Origin of the sequence: Olleya sediminilitoris, assembly GCF_016785945.1 — a bacterium.
GTDB classification, from domain to species: Bacteria; Bacteroidota; Bacteroidia; order Flavobacteriales; family Flavobacteriaceae; genus Olleya; species Olleya sediminilitoris.
Genome location: NZ_JAEMEF010000018.1, coordinates 26,055 through 43,146 on the forward strand (window position 1 = coordinate 26,055; position 17,092 = coordinate 43,146).

A 17,092-nucleotide genomic window follows, 5' to 3' on the forward strand; every position below is an offset into this window, starting at 1 on the left:
GAATTAATGATTTAGTATCAAAAGCCTTTAATTCTTATTAAGTTGTTCTTTTTTAAAGTCTGCTACAATTTTATTAAATACTTGACCTTTTTGTACAAAAATTTCTAGTAGTTCAAACTCTTTTTCCTTTTCTAGAAGATTACTGTTAAGTTCATTTTTAATAACAAATTCTAAAAACATTGGGATGTAGTCTTTTTCAATTGCTAAATCATTAACTAAAAAACTGCTATTAAATAGTTTTGATTGTTCAAAAAGCGTTTCTAAATCTTCATAGGTCATTTCAATAAATGGAGGCGGAACATATTTATCTTTATTTTCAAACAGTTTAGCAATTAATCCAAAAACCTGAATGACGTCTATTCCACCAGCTACAGGTTGATCAGAATAGAGGTGAGGATTATTTTTTATATCCTCTAAAATTTGATTTTTTAATTTAGATTCTACTGTTTTAACATCTGCTAATTGCTCCTTATATGGTGTTATAAGTTTGACTTCGTCTAAATTATTGTAGATTTTTTTTAGCTCAATAACGACACTTTCGTGGAAATGAAAAGCTTTCAAAACTAATGTTTGTTCCTTATAAAATATCGAACTAAATTTTAAAGTATCACCTATTTTTCCTGCTATTGAAAATGTCCCGTTGGCATCTGAAGCAGTCATTTTTTTTGAAACAAGATTGGTGATTTTAATGTTTTCTATGGTAGCAATAGAGTCGTAAACAATTCCGTTTACTGTTTGAGCAGACACAAAATAGCCTGTCAATAAGATAAATATTATTGTAAAAGTTTTCAATGTTTGGTTGGTTGATTAGCCTCAAATTTAGATTTATCATTTTATATGAAAAATTTAATTAAGAGACTTTAACAGCCAATTTGTAAACTTTTAACTTTTAATATATTAGGTTAATTTTCTAAAATTTTAACCTCAAATAATTTATCCCAACGCTTACCTGTTAAAAAGAAAGTTTCAGTTTCAGGATTGTAAGCAATACCATTTAAACAGTTTTCGTTAATAGAAAAATCAGGAATTTGTTTGGTTAGTATTGTACAGTCAATAACCGCTTCTACAGCACCATTTTTAGGGTTTATAATTGCAATTCCGTTTTTCTCCCAAATATTAGCGTATAATTTGTTGTTAGCAAATTCAATTTCGTTTAATCTACCAATTTTTCCTTTTGTAGTACAAACTTGTATATGGTCTTCTTCAACTAAAGTTTCTGGATTTAATAACCATATTAAACTAGTACCATCACTTTTATAAAGTTTAGTTCCGTTGTTAGCAAATCCCCAACCTTCTTGACTTTGTCCATAATTAAAGCTGCTTTTTTTCTCTAAAGTGTTAGCATCGTAAGTAAACCCTTTACGACCTTGCCAAGTTAAATGGTAAACGGTATTGTTTAAAACTGTAATTCCTTCTCCAAAAAAAGCGTCAGGTATAGCTGTTTCAGTAATAACGTCACCAGTTTTGTAATCTATTTTCCTGATTTTAGATTCGCCACGTTGTCCAGTACTTTCATATAATACACCATTATTAAACTCTAAACCTTGTGTAAAAGAGGTGTTGTCATGTGGGAAAGTATTTAAAATTTCTACTTTCAAAAATTTAGGAGCCACATCACTTAATAATGCAATGGTTTGGTTAATTTCTGCAGTTTCGCCATTAAAATTTATGGTAGCTTTTAAATTATGTTCGCCTAATTTAAAGTCAGAAAGTTGTTGTTTAGCTTCAATTGTTTTTCCGTTTAACTGATACGTGACAGAAGAAACTTGGATGTTTTTAGGATTTTTTAGAGACAATTCTAGCGTTTTATCAATGCTAATTGTACCATTTTTAGCGTTAGTTGTTACTGAAAAGCTCTTTTTTTGAGCTTCAACGTCTTCACCACAAGAAAAAAGAGTAGTGGCTAAAAATATGATTGTAAGGTATTTAAATGCTTTCATTTTGTAAACTTATTTGTTAGCAAGTTATTTATTAAAATTCATTATAAAAAATGATTGCGAAAAAATAAAATGTGTGTATCTTTGCACTCGGCAAGTCCTACACAACCAGCTCCTGTTGAATCCTCCAGGTCGGGAACGAAGCAAAGGTAAATGGTCGTAGCGGTGTGATGTAGGTAGCTTGCCTTTTTTGATTATTCTAAATCCTTTTATTAAAAAGAGATTTACAAACATAAAAAAAAGATTTGTTAGTTAATTCTAGCAAATCTTTTTTGGTTAAAGTCGTTATGTGCTTTCAACTTTTTTACTTTTAACTTTTAAAATTATTTACATGTCTAAAGTTGTATTAATTACAGGAGGTTCTTCAGGAATTGGAAAATCTATTGGAGAGTTTTTAACCGATAAAGGGTTTACCGTTTATGGTACCAGTCGTAATCCTTCAAACTATACTAATAGTATGTTTAAGTTGGTTGTTTTGGATGTTAATGACACGGTAACTATTGCAACAGCTGTTAGTACAGTGATTAAAGCAGAAGGTAAACTGGATGTGTTGGTTAATAATGCTGGTGTAGGTATTAATGGTGCAATTGAAGAAATACCGCAAGAGCAAATCCAACATAACTTTAATACTAACTTTTTTGGACCAATAAATGTTATTAAAGCAGTATTACCACAGATGCGTAAACAACAATCAGGTCTAGTAATTAATATTACATCTATTGCTGGTTATATGGGATTACCATATCGTGGTATTTATAGTGCTAGTAAAGGTGCTTTGGAGATTGTAACGGAAGCATTACGTATGGAAACTAAGGATTTTGGTGTACAATTTACCAATATTGCTCCAGGCGATTTTGCTACCAATATTGCAGCTGGACGTTATCATGCTCCTGTTTTAAAAGATTCTCCATACACTAAATATCCAAATGTTTTAAAGGATATTGATGATCATGTAGATAATAGTAGCTCACCAATTGCTGTGGCTAAAAAAGTACATCAGGTTATTAATACTAAAAAACCGAAAATACATTATAAGGTTGGTGCACCAATGCAAAAATTTTCGATAGTATTAAAGTTTTTATTATCAGATAAAATGTACGAAAAGTTGCTTTTAAACCATTATAAGTTATAGGAAACTCCAAGTAATAAATTAAAGATTCCAAGTTCTTATATTAATACAATCAATTGAAATTATTTTTTTTCGTAAAAACGTTTGACTTTAATTAAAATGTTAATATCATTTGATATGATTATTTTAGATGCTAAAGTTAAATTGTAACTTTGCGTTGCGTTAAGGATGGAAGTGGCATCCTTTTTTTGCTGCCACAAATGGCAAAAAAAGATATAACGGACAGCCTGACCCTTGTGGTAACGCCCAAATAATTAAATATACACAACTTAAATATTTTTTAAATGAAATTTTTTATTGATACTGCCAATTTAGACCAGATTAAAGACGCTCAGGATATGGGTATTTTAGATGGTGTGACGACTAATCCATCTTTAATGGCTAAAGAAGGTATTACAGGTCACGATAATATTATGAAGCATTATGTTGATATTTGCAATATTGTAGATGGTGATGTTAGTGCAGAGGTTATCTCAACTGACTTTGAAGGGATGGTTAAAGAAGGTGAAGCGCTTGCTGAATTACACGATCAAATTGTGGTTAAATTACCAATGATTAAAGATGGTGTTAAGGCTTGTAAATACTTTAGTGATAAAGGTATTAAAACTAATGTAACGTTAGTGTTTTCTCCTGGTCAAGCATTATTAGCAGCTAAAGCTGGTGCAACTTATGTATCACCTTTTATTGGACGTTTGGACGATATCTCTACAGATGGTTTAAACTTAATTGCAGAAATCAGACATATTTTTGATAACTATGCTTTTGAAACTGAAATTTTAGCTGCTTCTGTACGTCACACAATGCACGTTATTGATTGTGCTAAATTAGGTGCAGATGTTATGACTGGTCCTTTAAGCTCTATTGAAGGTTTGTTAAGACACCCTTTAACAGATAGTGGTTTAGCTAAGTTTTTAGAAGATTACAAAAAAGGAAACTAAATATTATTAACAGTATTAGTCAGTCAATTGACAATTACTGTTTTAATATATATTATAAAAAAAATCCCAAGTTGTTTACTTGGGATTTTTTTTGTTATTGTAATTGTTGTGTGTTGTCGTCTTGATTTTTTCTTTTCCAGATATGCTCTGAGTTTAAATAAAAACTACCTACAAAATCAAAGTTGCATTGGTCTGGAGAGATAATAGATAAAAAGGGTTGTCCATTTTTGTCTCTGTATAAATGATAAGTATCACCAATTATAGGTTGAAAACTAAATTTAGCGTTATATACTAAATTGTTGTATTCTAGCTCATCCATCATTTTTTCGTATTCTGCTTTTAGCTCTAAATACTTAGCTTTAATTTGTTGATTGGCTTTGTGTACGTTTTTGTTTTTCCAGGTGACGTTTTCTGTAACTTTTATAGCTGGAGCACCAACATTTGTTGCATACGGTTTTAGTGATGCATCGTATTTTTGTGTCTCTTGATTAAAGACAATATTATCAGGTTTTTTAGTGTCTGACATCCTTTTTCTTTTTATGTAAAGATACAAAATACTAAGTAGTTATTTTTATTGAAAACCAGTTAGCCTTCTTTTTAACCTAATTTTAAGAGCTGCAAGATAACATAGAACAGCCTACCTTATGTCTAGCCCATTCTGGTCGTTTTGCAAACCATTTTTGATGTTTTGGTTGCTCTGCATAAGGTTGTTTTAAAAGATTGTATAGCTCGTCAATTAATTTGTAATCTCCTTTGTTAGCATCATCTATTGCTAATTGTGCCATATAATTACGTAACACATATTTGGGGTTTACTTTGTTCATGTTTTCTTTTTTCGCTTTCGCGGAAATTGACTCGCGTTGTAAACGGTCTGCATAACTATCAAACCACAAGTTCCATCTGTTTTTTACAGCTTCGGTTACAGATTTTATGTCGTAAAAAGACTCACGAATAATTTGTAATCCATTAGTAGGAGTAGTGCTATTGAAATCTGATAGGTTACGGAAAAAGATAGTCATATCTGTTTCTGTTAACTGTAAACAATCTTCTAATTCTTGAATTAAGTTGGCATCCAGTTGTTCTTCGGATGACAATCCAATTTTACTACGCATCATTTGTAAGTATTTGATGTCTTTTTGTTCTGCATAATTAGCTAAAACAGCTTCTAGACCTTCTGCTTCTTCAATTAGTAGATACAATGCGTTTGCTAATTGGTACAAATTCCAAAGTACAATGTCTGGTTGTGTACCAAATTGATAACGCTTATTTTGTTTGTCAGTTGTATTTGGTGTCCAACCAGGCTCATAACCTTCTAACCAACCATAAGGTCCATAATCTATGGTTAGTCCTAAAATGGATAAATTATCAGTATTCATTACACCATGTACAAATCCAACACGTTGCCAATGGATAACCATGTCTAAACTACGTGTAGCAACGTCGTTAAAAAACTGAATATAGGTTTGTTTGTTTATTTCTGCTTTTGTATTTGCAGTAACAAGATGAGAAAAATGAGTGTTTATAGTATAATCTACAAGTGTTTTAAGGGTCGATATATCGTTACGAGAGGCATGTATCTCATAACTACCAAAGCGTAAAAAACTAGGTGACACTCTGGTGACGATAGCGCCTTTTTCGTAAGCAGGATTGCCATTATACATCACATCTCGTAATACTTGGTCTCCAGATAAAGCTAAGCTTAAAGCACGTGTTGTTGGTACACCTAAATGGTACATTGCTTCACTACATAAATATTCTCTAACAGAACTTCTTAAAACTGCTAATCCATCTGCTGTTCTAGAATATGGTGTTTCTCCAGCTCCTTTTAATTGTAATTTCCAGTTTAAATTATTGTGTTCAACTTCAAATAAATTAATAGCACGTCCATCTCCTAATTGTCCAGCCCAATGTCCAAATTGATGTCCACCATAACACATGGCATAAGGTTTTGTGTTTTCTAAAACTGTATTACCAGTAAAAATATTTAAAAATGCCTTTGTTTTAGCATCGTTTTCTGACAAACCTAAGGTGTCCAACATCTCTGGAGAAACGTGAACTAATTTAGGGTTAGCAGTCGGTTTTGGTGTTACAAAACTATAGCAGGCTTTAGGGACTTGACGTCTACTATTATCTGTAATTGGATCTGCAGGAAGTGAATGTGTAAACGTGTTTTTTAAATCAAAATGCATTAGTGTAGCTATCTTTTTTACAAAGATACACAATCAATAGTTTGGATTATTGTCTTGCTTGTACTAACCACATTGGATTGTCTTGAAATTGTTTTAATAATTAAATAACATTATTCATGTAACACTAAAAATGGAACTGTAGTTTGATAGCTAATATCTTCAACCTTATTATGAAACAATATTTGCTGAAAGTAATTAAGGTTTTTGGCTACCATAGCAATCATATCAATATTTCTGCTTTCTACAAAACATTGTACAGCAGCTTCTACTTTAGTATTTGTTAAAAAATGAAAACTTGAAATAAATTGACTAAAATAGTCTTCTAAAAAGTCTTTGTTTTGCTTCTGATCTTCGTTTAAGTCTTTTTGTTTTTTTGTAATATGTAATACTCTGACAGTTGCTTTTTGTTGTTCTAATATATCTGATATTGGTTGTAAAGTATGACTGCCATAAAACTGTAAAAAGTCTGTAGGGAAAGCAACCTCATTAACCGTTGTATATTTTGCCTGTTCTGGGATTACTAATGTGTTACAATGTACTTTTGTTATAATATCACCTGTATTTGTACCTAAAATATATTTTTGTAATCCTGATGCACCTTTGGTTCCCATAACAATTAGGTCTATTTTTTTTTCTTCGACATGTTTTCTAACAGAATCAATAAAAAAATTATGGTCTGAAATAGTGTAAAAAGTATGTTTTGTATTTTCAGGAAAAGATGTTGCTATCTTTTTTAATAATTTGTTTAGTTGTTTTTTTGAAGGTTTAATATACATTTCATCAATAACGTCAATTGTGCTTAAATACACATTGTCATTGGTTATGGTATCACTTAATCTATTAACATGTAATAAGTAAAATGTACAATTAATATGCTTGTAAAAGTTTAAGGCATATTGAATGGCATTCCAAGAATTATCAGAAAAATCTGTAGGTAATAGAATAGTTTTCATTGTATTTGTTCTTATTCGAACAAATTTATAATGAAAGCTAATTTTAAAAAATGATAAAAATCATGTTTATCAATTGTTAGTTGAATTACTAACTTAATGCATGTTTTTTAACTTTTCGATATCTAAAATTTTAACATTACGACCTTCAATTTCAATCAAACCTTGTTTTTTAAAAGATGACATGGTTCTTATTAAAGTTTCTGTAGCAATTCCGGCAACACTAGCTAAATCGTTTCTAGAAATTTTAATTGGATCTTCTGGTTTTCTATTTAGTTTTTCCGCAAATTTTAAAATAGTCGACGCTGTTTTTTTGTGTACAGAGCTATATGCCATTTCTAATAATTGGTTTTTTACACCAGATATGTCGTCTGTTAACAGTTGTATTAACTCTAAGGTGACTTTATGATTACTATTTAAAACGTCTTTTAATGTGTTTTTTGAAAGACCAACTAATGTCACATCTGTCATAGCAATTGCAGATTCTTGATAAGCTATATTTTGTGTGAACGAGGTGTAACCAAACAAATCATCTTCCTTGTGTAATGCAGTAGTAAGCTCTTTACCATTTTCATCTAACTTATGGCATTTTACAACACCTTGAGTGATTAAATAAATGTAGTTAGAGTTATGACCTTCTTGATAGATTGTGTCATTTTTTTTGATGCTAAAAACTTCTCCATTGTCATCAAAAAAGTTTTTTAAATCATTTAATGTTCTTAATTGGTTATCGTCTTTTTTTAAAGTCTCATTTACTTGTCTTGAGTCTTTTAAAATGGCAGCTTTAGCCATTCGGCTTTCAATAGCACTAATAATTTCGTCCTCTGTAAATGGTTTGGTAATGTAATCATCAGCACCAAGATCCATACCTTTTCTAACGTCTTGACGCTCTGTTTTGGCAGATAAAAATATAAATGGTATATATTTAGTTTCATCATTTTTAGATAACCCTTGTAAAACTCCGTAGCCATCTAATTCAGGCATCATTATATCACAAACAATAATATCTGGTAATGTTTTTAAAGCAGTTTCTAAACCAATCTTTCCGTTTGATGCTGTATTAACGTTGTAATTAGAAAGTTCTAAAAGTTCTTTAGTGTTTTCTCTTAAAATTGCATCATCTTCAATTAATAGTATGGTTTTCATTTATTTTACTGTGTTTGGAATAGTCATTATAAATGTGCTTCCTTGACCTTCAATACTAGAAAAAGTAATGTTTCCGCCAAGATTTTCAAGATGTGTTTTTGTAATGTTTAGCCCAATTCCAGTACCTTGATCTAGTAAAGCGTTTTCTGCTCTAAAGTAACGATTAAAAATATTTTTTTGATCCTTTTCAGGAATTCCAATTCCGTTGTCAATAACTTTAAAAGTAGTATTTTTTGTATCCTGATTAACAATAATTTCAATTGTAGTTTGTTCAGGCGAATATTTTATAGCATTGTGTACCAAATTAGACAAGGCAAGCTCGACCGTTTTTTCATCTTGGATTAAGGTAATGTCATCAATGTTTTCAGGATATAAAATTTTTTGGCCTTCTTTAAGTAACATATTAGCATTGTAAATGACTTCGTTTACAACTTTGCTTAAATTAAATTGAATAAATTTATAATTAATTTTTCCTGATTCTAATTTTTCGATAGATAAAAAATCATTTAAAATATTATTTAAATAATGGACCTTACTAGTTATGGTTTCAATATGTTTATCACGTTTGTCTTGTTGCGCTTCAAGTTTATATTTACTTAACAACATTGTAGACGTTAAGATACCTGTTAAAGGTGTTTTAAACTCATGAGAGACTAATGATAAAAACTTAGTTTTAAGATCGTTTAATTCCTTTTCAGCTTCTAAAGCTTCTCTTAATTGTTTGGTGCGTTCATCAACGGTTTTCTCAAGTCTATCCGTATAATTTTTACGTTCTGTTATATCTATGACTAAAGCCATGACATATTTTTTTTCTCCTACATTAAAAGGGTTTAAACCAACTTCTACAGGAAAATTACTACCATCTTTACGTGTCCCATAAAGCTCTCTACCTTTACCCATAGTACGTTTTTCGCTATGTTTATAAAACGTATTAAAATGGTGGCCATGTCCTTTATGAAAATTAGAAGGTATTAAGGTTAATAATGGTTGTTTGTTAAGTTCATCTTTAGAAAAACCAAACATTTGTTCAGTAGCTGTGTTTACAGCAATTATAGTTTGTGTCTCGTCAACTATTAAAATACCCTCTGAAATGGCTTCGGATAACAATTGAAAAACATCTTGACTGTTTTGGAACATTTATTATAAAGAGTATTTAAAAAATAAAATTACAAAAAAAAGAAAGACCAATATTGCTATTGCTGATTTATATCATAAAATATGTGAGTATTAAAAGGTAATTTTAAGTGGAAAATTAATAGTCATGGAAAACAAAACAGTTAATAACAATAAATTAAGTCAAAATTTAGGCAAATTGTTTTATGCTATAGCTACAGTTGATGGCACTTTGTCAGAGATAGAAACTGAAACGTTAAAACAAAAAGTAAGCGATAATTGGGTGTTTTCTGAAAGCAATGAAGATATTATTGACGCTTTTATATGGTTTTCAAAAAATAAAGAATATGAATCTGAAGAGTGTTATAATAGTTTTATAAAATACAAACAAGCTAACGAAAGATTGTTTACAAAAACATTGAAGGAAGCTATAATTGCTGTAGCTATTAATATTGCGTCTAGTTTTTCTAAAACAAATAAAGCAGAATTAATGTTGTTAGCTAAATTAGAAATAGAATTTGAAAAAGAAATTAACCCTTAAACCAATATGCAATGTTTATAAATTTAGAACAAAAAGAAATTGACTACATTTTAGAAAATAATTACATTGGACAATTAGGCTATATTTATAATAATGAACCTTATGTTGTACCTATTACTTACTTTTTTGATAAAGAAATAAATGCAATTATTTGTTATTCTGGAGATGGTCATAAAATGAATGCTATGCGAAAGTATCCAAGAGTATCATTACTTGTTTCGGATATTGATAATGTTACTAATTGGAAGTCTATTTTAGTACATGGTAAATTTGAACAACACTTTGGAAGTGATGCTAAAGCGTATTTGCATAAATTTTCATTAGGAATTAAAGATATTATTTTGGATAAAGAACAAGTTAAAGCTAATTTTATTAGTGATTTTTCAAGTAAAATATATAAAGACAATATTCCTGCTGTATTTATTATTAAAGTAGAAGGTATTACTGGTAAAAAACGAATGACTTCTTAAAACTTTATTACACAAAAAAAGAGCTAGTGTTTAGCTCTTTTTTTAATTTTAGTCTTTGTAAGGTAATATTAATAAAGGGACGTCAGGATAAGAGACTACATTTTTAATAACAGGTTCGTTTATTAAATTCTCAATAAAACCATGATTGTAATTAATTAAAATTAGAGCATCAATATCTTGTAGTTTAATAAAATTGGTGATTTCTTCAGTTTTTTTAAGCTCATCTGTCATCCAATTAAAATTGTGTGGTATATCACTTAGGTTAGCTTGAAGCATTGTTAAATTATGATTCTGATTATCTGTTAATGTATTTTTTTTACAAACATGTACTACTTGTAATTTAGAGTCGTATAATTTTACAAATGCTTTAATGGTTATTAATTCGTCTCCAAAATGCCTATTATAATCTGTTGCAAAAGCAATTTGTTTGAGAGGTTTAAAATTATATTCATCAGGTACAACAATAATAGGGCACTGATTTATTTTTTTAATAGTATTAACGGTATTACTACCAAACCATTGTTCTTTAGCTTTTGTTACACCTTTAGTACCCATAAATAGCTGGTCAATACTAAAGTCTTTTAAATTGCAATTTATAGCATCAATAAGTTTGTTTGTGCTAAAAATAGTTTTAAATGTATGTTTTTTATTTGCGTTTAAGCTCTCGATATTATTTTTAAAGTCTTTTAATTTAATTTTAGCCTCTTCTTTTGATGTGTCAACAAAGTTTGATGTAATGTACGTTCTGTTATTTGTTTTAACAGACCAAGCGTGCAGTAAATAAAATGTGCACTCTTGCTCTTGATATAATTTTATTGCATAATTAATAGCACTTTTTGCATTGTTAGAAAAGTCAGTTGGGATTAAAATAGATAGTTTCATAAATTGCTTATTTAGCGTTTTAATAAAAAGTGTTCATATTATTTACTTAGACTAAAATAGATCAAAACAAGTATTTAAAACATGATAAAAATCATGTTCAATATATCTTATAAGCGGATTTAATCATTTGTTTATTATATGCATTATAATGCTTAAAAAATGCAGATTTAATTGTGTCAAACAGCTATACAAACCTATATTTAAGAATGGTATAATTACTGATTTATCAAGTATAGCTTGAAAAATTATTAAATTCACCTATACAAAAACCATACAAGTCTTGATTTTGATAATTCTCAATTATTATAAGTAGTATATTGATGTATTAACTAAAAAATTTATTAAATGAAAAAAGGAGTTTTTTTACTTTTAATTGCAGCAGTATCTGCATTAGGAGGTTTATTATTTGGATACGATACAGGTGTTATTAATGGAGCACAATTTTACTTAACAGAGCATTTTGATTTGACTTCAGCTTTAAAAGGATGGGTTGTTGGAAGTGCTTTGTTAGGTTGTTTTGTTGGAGCCATTGTTGCAGCACCATTAAGTATTAAAATAGGTAGAAAATGGTCCTTAATTATATCAGCAATCCTATTTACATTGTCAGCTTATGGTTCTGGTTTGCCAGAGTTATTTCCTCAATCAGTAAGCATGTTAGTCTTTTTTAGAATAATAGGAGGTTTAGGTATAGGAGTAGCATCAATGAATGCTCCAATGTATATAGCAGAGATTGCACCTTCAAATATTAGAGGTCGTATGGTAACTTACTATCAATTAGCCATTGTTATTGGTTTTTTTGTTGTGTTTTTGGCAACATATTATATAGGTCATAATTTAACTCAAGCAGAAAATATAGAATTTGGATGGCGTCGTATGTTTTGGTCAGAATTAATACCAAGCGGATTATTTTTATTATTACTATTTTTTGTACCTAAAAGTCCACGCTGGTTAGCTTTAAAAGGTAAAGAAGATGAAGCTTTAATGGTTTTAGAGAAAATTAATGATGAAGATTTAGCATCAAAAGAGTTGTTACAAATTAAGCAATCCTTAACTCAAAACAATACTAATGTAAAAGTTAATTATGCATCAAAAGCAATATTAGTAATTATAATAATAGGAACAGTTTTATCTATGTTGCAACAGTTTACAGGTATTAATGCTGTGATGTATTATGGAGCAGATATTTTTGAAAAAGCTTTAGGGTTTGGAAAGGAAGATGTATTAGCACAGCAAATATTATTAGCCTTTGTAAACTTAGTATTTACTTTTGTTGCTATGTTTACAGTAGATAAATTTGGTAGAAAACCATTATTATATATTGGTTCTGTAGGTATGATTATAGGGTTTTTACTTTTAGGGGTTAGTTTACAGCAACAAAGTGTAGGTTTAGTCTCATTAATAGGTGTTTTAATTTTTATTGGCTCGTTTGCATTGTCAATGGGTCCTGTTGTTTGGGTTTTATTATCAGAGATGTTTCCAAATAAAATTCGTAGTGTAGCCATGTCTGTAGCTGTAGCAGCGCAATGGGCTGCAAATTATGTTGTATCTCAATCTTTTCCTATGGTTATGGAAAGTGAGACCAATAATACAGCACCATGGAATGGATCTTTACCATACTTTATATTTATAGCTTTTATATTAATAATAGTATTTGTTACCTATAAATTTATACCAGAAACAAAAGGTAAATCATTAGAAGAGATAGAAGGCTTTTGGAAAGAATAAATTAAAACTATTTTAAACAAAAAAATCACAACGGAAGTTGTGATTTTTTTTTGCGGAGAAAGAGGGATTCGAACCCCCGGAGGTGTGACCCTCAACAGTTTTCAAGACTGCCGCATTCGACCACTCTGCCATTTCTCCTGAGTGCCTCATTAGGTATTCCCTAAATGCGAGTGCAAATATAGATAGGATTTTAGTTTTATTCAAATAAAAATCAACTTTTTTTCAAAAAAAACACAAATTTTATTTTATTTACCTAATAATCAATCTGTAGCATTTAAAAAATAATTGTGACTGTAGTTACAATGTTATATTTTATTTTTGATAAAAAAAATATGGACATTATAGATCGTTTAAATTGGAGATATGCTACTAAAAGCTTTGATGATAAAAAGTTGGTTTCTGATAAAGATATTAAGACACTTTCAGAAGCATTTAATTTAACAGCAACTTCTTATGGATTACAGCCAATCAAACTGTTAATTATTAAAGATAAAAAACTTCAGAAAGAGTTAATTCCTTTTTCATTTAATCAAAAACAAGTAGGAGAGGCTTCGCATGTATTAGTGTTTTGTATTGAAACCATTTTAGACGAAACCTTTATTTCAAATTATTTTGAAAGAGTAAAAAGCATAAGAAACACTCCTGAGGACATTTTAAATCCGTTTAAAACGTTTTTAATTGAAGATTTTAAAAATAAAACTCAACTAGAAAAAGAAGCATGGGCAAAAAACCAGTTGTATTTAGCAATGGGTAATCTGTTAACTGTTTGTGCTATGTTAAGCATCGATTCTTGTCCAATGGAAGGTTTTGTACCACAGGATTATGATAGACTTTTAGATCTAAATAGACAAAACTTAAAATCTGTTTTAGTTATGCCTATAGGTTACAGATCTGAAAATGATTTTATGTCGGAGCTAAAAAAAGTTAGAAAGCCTTTAAATAATAGTGTAATATTCAAATAAACAATAAATTGGCAAGATTGTTGTTATTTCATAAAAAGTAATACATTTGTTTCGCTTTAAATTTTAATAAAATGAAGAAAATACTTTTTCTATTTCTAATATGTGTAACTTTTTCAATTAATGCACAAGACGAAGAAGACTACATATCTAACCTTAATTGGTTAACAGATTTATCTGAAGCTAAAAAGGAATCTGTGGCTTCTCAAAAACCAATTCTAATATATTTTACAGGTAGCGATTGGTGTGCACCATGTAAAATGTTGAAAAAAGATTTTTTTCATACAGAAAAATTTGAAGCTAAAGCAGATCAGTTTGTGCTTTTAATGATTGATATGCCTAGACGCATCGACATTATTACTGAAGAACAAAAGAAAAAAAATCAAAAAGTTGTTAATAAATATAATACCTCTGGAGGTTATCCTAATTTAGTTGCTTTAAATGATCAATTACAAATAATAGGTGAATTATCTGGTTATACTTTTTTAAGAGAAACCGACAGGCATTATGCATTTATTGATGCCATTTTAGAGAATTATTAAAATTCAATATATATTATAACAAAACGTCTAAAATAAAATTTAGACGTTTTTTTTATTGCTCTATTTCGTTTAGTTTTGATGCTTAATTAAAATATTAGAGATGCCAGGATTTGAAAGCTTTGGAGATTTAGAAAGAAAAGAAGTACAAGACGTTTTAGATAGTGGTGTTTTAATGCGTTATGGTTTTGATACTATGCGAAATGGTCACTATAAAGCACAATCATTAGAGCAAGAATTACAAAAAACTTTAGAGGTTAATCACGCACAATTAGTAACCAATGGTACAGCAGCAGTCTCTGTAGCTTTGGCATTAGCAGGAGTTGGAGCAGGTGATGAGGTTATTATGCCTTGTTTTACTTTTGTTGCTAGTTTTGAGGCTATAATGATGCTTGGTGCTATTCCAGTTTTAGTTGATATTGATGATACTTTAACCTTAGATCCTGAAGCTGTAAAACAAGCCATTACAGATAAAACTAAGGCTATTATGCCAGTTCATATGTGTGGTAGTATGGCTAATTTAGAGGCTTTAAAAACAATAGCCAATCAGTATAATTTAAAATTAGTTGAAGATGCTTGCCAAGCAATTGGAGGTACTTATAAAGGACAATATTTAGGAACTTATGGTGATTTAGGTTGCTTTAGTTTTGATTTTGTTAAAACAATTACTTCTGGAGAAGGAGGAGCTGTTATTACCAATAATCCAGAATATGCTAAACATGCAGATTATTTTACAGATCATGGTCACGACCATATTGGTAATGATAGAGGTGCAGAATCACATCCAGTCTTAGGTTATAATTTTAGATTATCAGAGTTACATTCAGCTGTAGGTTTAGCTCAGGTTAGACGTTTAAAAGATTTTGTTGCTATACAGAAAAAGAATTACACAATTTTAAGGGAAGCTTTATCTGCAATTCCTGAAGTTACTTTTAGAACAGTACCTGAAGGAGGAGAGGAGAGTTATGCGTTTTTAAGCTTTTTCTTACCGGATTTAGATATTGCTCGTAAAGTTTCAGCTTCATTTAAAAATAGTGGAGTTGATGCATGTTTTCATTATTATGATAACAATTGGCATTATGTTAGAAAATGGGATCATTTAAAAGACTTGAAAACATTATATCCTGTTAGTAAAGAGGTTAAAGATGGTATGTCTTACTTAAAAAATAAGTCTTTTGAAAAATCTGATCATTATATAGGTAGAAACTTGTCATGTTTAATTAAACTATCTTGGACTGAAGCCGAAACAAAAAAACGTGCAGAATTAATGGTCGAAGCTATAAAAGCATCATTATAAAACTATTATAATTATATAAAAAAAGCTTCAATTAATAATTGGAGCTTTTTTTATTTTAAATTAAAAGTTAATTAGTAATTAACGTATTCAATTATTTCTAAACCATAACCTATCATTCCAACACGTTTAGTTTGTTGTGAGTTTGAGATAAGCTTAATTTTATGAATATTTAAATCATGAAGTATTTGTGCTCCAATACCAAAATCTTTACTATCCATTGCAATTGCAGGAGCTTTAGCAATAGTATCTGGTTTTTGTTCTGATTTTAAAACCGATAAACGTTGTAGCAAGTTCATCGATTCAGCTTGTTGATTAATAAATAGAATAGCACCTTTGCCTTCATCATTAATTACTCTGAACATGTCGTCTAGCTTCTCATCGGCATTATTGGTTAACGTTCCTAATATGTCATTATTAACTAAAGTCGAGTTAACACGAGTTAAAACTGTATCATTGCTAGTCCAATCTCCTTTAGTTAAAGCAATATGAACTTGATTATTTGTAGTTTGTTGGTATGCTCTTAATCTAAAAGCACCAAATCTTGTTTGAATCTCAAAGTCTTCTTTTTTATCGATTAAAGAATCATGATCCATACGATAAGCAATCAAATCTTCAATTGAAACTAGTTTTAAATCAAACTTTTTAGCAACCTCAATTAACTGAGGTAATCTAGCCATCGTTCCATCTTCGTTCATGATTTCAACAATCACACCAGCAGGCTGTAGTCCAGCTAATCTTGCAAAATCAATTGCTGCTTCAGTATGACCTGTACGTCTTAAAACGCCACCTTCTTTAGCAACTAATGGAAAAATATGTCCTGGTCGTGCTAAATCAAACGGTTTTGTTTCAGGATTTACTAGTGCCTGTACTGTTTTAGAGCGATCTGCAGCAGATATACCTGTAGTAACACCATTTCCTTTTAAGTCTATAGATACAGTAAAGGCAGTTTCCATATGATCTGTATTGTTGGTAACCATCATGTGTAGATCTAACTCTTCACAACGTTGTTCCGTTAAAGGTGTACAAATTAGACCACGACCATGCGTTGCCATAAAGTTTATCATCTCAGGAGAAACTAATTCTGCTGCAGCAACAAAATCACCTTCATTTTCTCTATCTTCATCATCAACGACGATAATGACTTTTCCTGCTTTTATATCTTGTATAGCTTCTTCAATTGTATTTAATTTAAAAGCTGTTTTTTCTTTTTTTTGTGTAGTATTCATAACAAATGTGTTGTCCTGCAAAGATATTGCATATTTATTACTTAGTGCAAT

Annotated in this window: 17 protein-coding genes, 1 tRNA gene and 1 other RNA gene; 9 read left to right on the forward strand and 10 right to left on the reverse strand. The window is 29.8% G+C overall.

Annotated elements, in window-relative coordinates:
* Positions 1–27: 27 nt before the first annotated feature.
* Together JAO71_RS15140 and JAO71_RS15145 are read right to left on the reverse strand one after the other, a co-directional pair.
* Positions 28–792: a hypothetical protein gene (locus JAO71_RS15140; RefSeq protein ID WP_203001632.1), complete on the reverse strand. Its 765-nt coding sequence runs from the start codon at positions 790–792 to the stop codon at positions 28–30.
* Positions 793–902: 110 nt separating this feature from the next.
* Positions 903–1,940, reverse strand: a complete 1,038-nt coding sequence (locus JAO71_RS15145) for a glutaminyl-peptide cyclotransferase (RefSeq protein ID WP_203001634.1) — start codon at positions 1,938–1,940, stop codon at positions 903–905.
* 88 nt (positions 1,941–2,028) lie between these two features.
* Here JAO71_RS15145 and ffs point away from each other — a divergent pair.
* The 3 genes from ffs to fsa all read left to right on the forward strand — a co-directional run bounded on the left by ffs (position 2,029) and on the right by fsa (position 4,004).
* Positions 2,029–2,127, forward strand: an RNA gene (gene ffs / locus JAO71_RS15150) — signal recognition particle sRNA small type.
* A 141-nt stretch (positions 2,128–2,268) separates the two neighbouring features.
* A complete protein-coding gene (locus tag JAO71_RS15155) occupies positions 2,269–3,069 on the forward strand; it encodes an SDR family oxidoreductase (RefSeq protein WP_203001636.1) in 801 nt (266 codons plus the stop codon).
* A gap of 281 nt (positions 3,070–3,350) precedes the next feature.
* On the forward strand, positions 3,351–4,004 hold the full coding sequence (gene fsa / locus JAO71_RS15160; protein WP_028290433.1) for a fructose-6-phosphate aldolase: 654 nt from the start codon (positions 3,351–3,353) through the stop codon (positions 4,002–4,004).
* Positions 4,005–4,098: 94 nt separating this feature from the next.
* On the opposite strand, the gene JAO71_RS15165 is transcribed toward fsa, so the two are convergent.
* From JAO71_RS15165 to JAO71_RS15185, 5 genes are all read right to left on the reverse strand, one after another.
* Positions 4,099–4,530, reverse strand: coding sequence for a DUF2452 domain-containing protein (locus JAO71_RS15165; RefSeq protein ID WP_203001638.1), 432 nt, complete (start codon positions 4,528–4,530; stop codon positions 4,099–4,101).
* A gap of 82 nt (positions 4,531–4,612) precedes the next feature.
* Positions 4,613–6,193 (reverse strand): protein adenylyltransferase SelO, encoded by a 1,581-nt coding sequence (locus JAO71_RS15170; protein WP_203001640.1) that lies wholly within the window; start codon positions 6,191–6,193, stop codon positions 4,613–4,615.
* A 110-nt stretch (positions 6,194–6,303) separates the two neighbouring features.
* Positions 6,304–7,146: a universal stress protein gene (locus tag JAO71_RS15175; protein WP_116822531.1), complete on the reverse strand. Its 843-nt coding sequence runs from the start codon at positions 7,144–7,146 to the stop codon at positions 6,304–6,306.
* A gap of 93 nt (positions 7,147–7,239) precedes the next feature.
* Positions 7,240–8,289, reverse strand: coding sequence for a response regulator (locus JAO71_RS15180; protein WP_203001642.1), 1,050 nt, complete (start codon positions 8,287–8,289; stop codon positions 7,240–7,242).
* Positions 8,290–9,426: a PAS domain-containing sensor histidine kinase gene (locus JAO71_RS15185; RefSeq protein ID WP_203001644.1), complete on the reverse strand. Its 1,137-nt coding sequence runs from the start codon at positions 9,424–9,426 to the stop codon at positions 8,290–8,292. It lies immediately after the preceding gene.
* A gap of 124 nt (positions 9,427–9,550) precedes the next feature.
* On the opposite strand from JAO71_RS15185, the gene JAO71_RS15190 reads away from it, so the two are divergent.
* Positions 9,551–9,943: a hypothetical protein gene (locus JAO71_RS15190; RefSeq protein ID WP_116822533.1), complete on the forward strand. Its 393-nt coding sequence runs from the start codon at positions 9,551–9,553 to the stop codon at positions 9,941–9,943.
* Between the two features lie 11 nt (positions 9,944–9,954).
* The gene (locus JAO71_RS15195; RefSeq protein ID WP_116822534.1) at positions 9,955–10,413 is read left to right on the forward strand and encodes a pyridoxamine 5'-phosphate oxidase family protein; all 459 of its coding nucleotides are present in this window, start codon (positions 9,955–9,957) and stop codon (positions 10,411–10,413) included.
* A 48-nt stretch (positions 10,414–10,461) separates the two neighbouring features.
* Here JAO71_RS15195 and JAO71_RS15200 read toward each other — a convergent pair whose 3' ends face one another.
* Complete coding sequence (locus JAO71_RS15200; RefSeq protein WP_203001646.1) at positions 10,462–11,295, reverse strand: universal stress protein; 834 nt, start codon at positions 11,293–11,295, stop codon at positions 10,462–10,464.
* A 345-nt stretch (positions 11,296–11,640) separates the two neighbouring features.
* On the opposite strand from JAO71_RS15200, the gene JAO71_RS15205 reads away from it, so the two are divergent.
* The gene (locus JAO71_RS15205; RefSeq protein WP_116822536.1) at positions 11,641–13,020 is read left to right on the forward strand and encodes a sugar porter family MFS transporter; all 1,380 of its coding nucleotides are present in this window, start codon (positions 11,641–11,643) and stop codon (positions 13,018–13,020) included.
* Positions 13,021–13,073: 53 nt separating this feature from the next.
* Here the strand turns inward: JAO71_RS15205 and JAO71_RS15210 are convergent.
* Positions 13,074–13,158: transfer RNA gene (locus JAO71_RS15210), tRNA-Ser, on the reverse strand.
* A 194-nt stretch (positions 13,159–13,352) separates the two neighbouring features.
* Between JAO71_RS15210 and JAO71_RS15215 the strand changes: the two genes are divergently transcribed.
* The 3 genes from JAO71_RS15215 (at position 13,353) to JAO71_RS15225 (ending at position 15,815) form a co-directional block, all read left to right on the forward strand.
* Entirely contained in the window at positions 13,353–13,982 is a 630-nt protein-coding gene (locus JAO71_RS15215) for an NAD(P)H-dependent oxidoreductase (protein ID WP_203001649.1), read from the forward strand.
* Between the two features lie 71 nt (positions 13,983–14,053).
* Positions 14,054–14,521 carry a thioredoxin family protein gene (locus tag JAO71_RS15220; RefSeq protein WP_116822537.1) on the forward strand — a complete coding sequence of 156 codons (468 nt, stop codon included), beginning with the start codon at positions 14,054–14,056 and terminating at the stop codon, positions 14,519–14,521.
* 100 nt (positions 14,522–14,621) lie between these two features.
* On the forward strand, positions 14,622–15,815 hold the full coding sequence (locus JAO71_RS15225; protein ID WP_116822538.1) for a DegT/DnrJ/EryC1/StrS family aminotransferase: 1,194 nt from the start codon (positions 14,622–14,624) through the stop codon (positions 15,813–15,815).
* Positions 15,816–15,886: 71 nt separating this feature from the next.
* On the opposite strand, the gene ribB is transcribed toward JAO71_RS15225, so the two are convergent.
* The gene (gene ribB / locus JAO71_RS15230; RefSeq protein ID WP_028607709.1) at positions 15,887–17,041 is read right to left on the reverse strand and encodes a 3,4-dihydroxy-2-butanone-4-phosphate synthase; all 1,155 of its coding nucleotides are present in this window, start codon (positions 17,039–17,041) and stop codon (positions 15,887–15,889) included.
* Positions 17,042–17,092 lie beyond the last annotated feature (51 nt).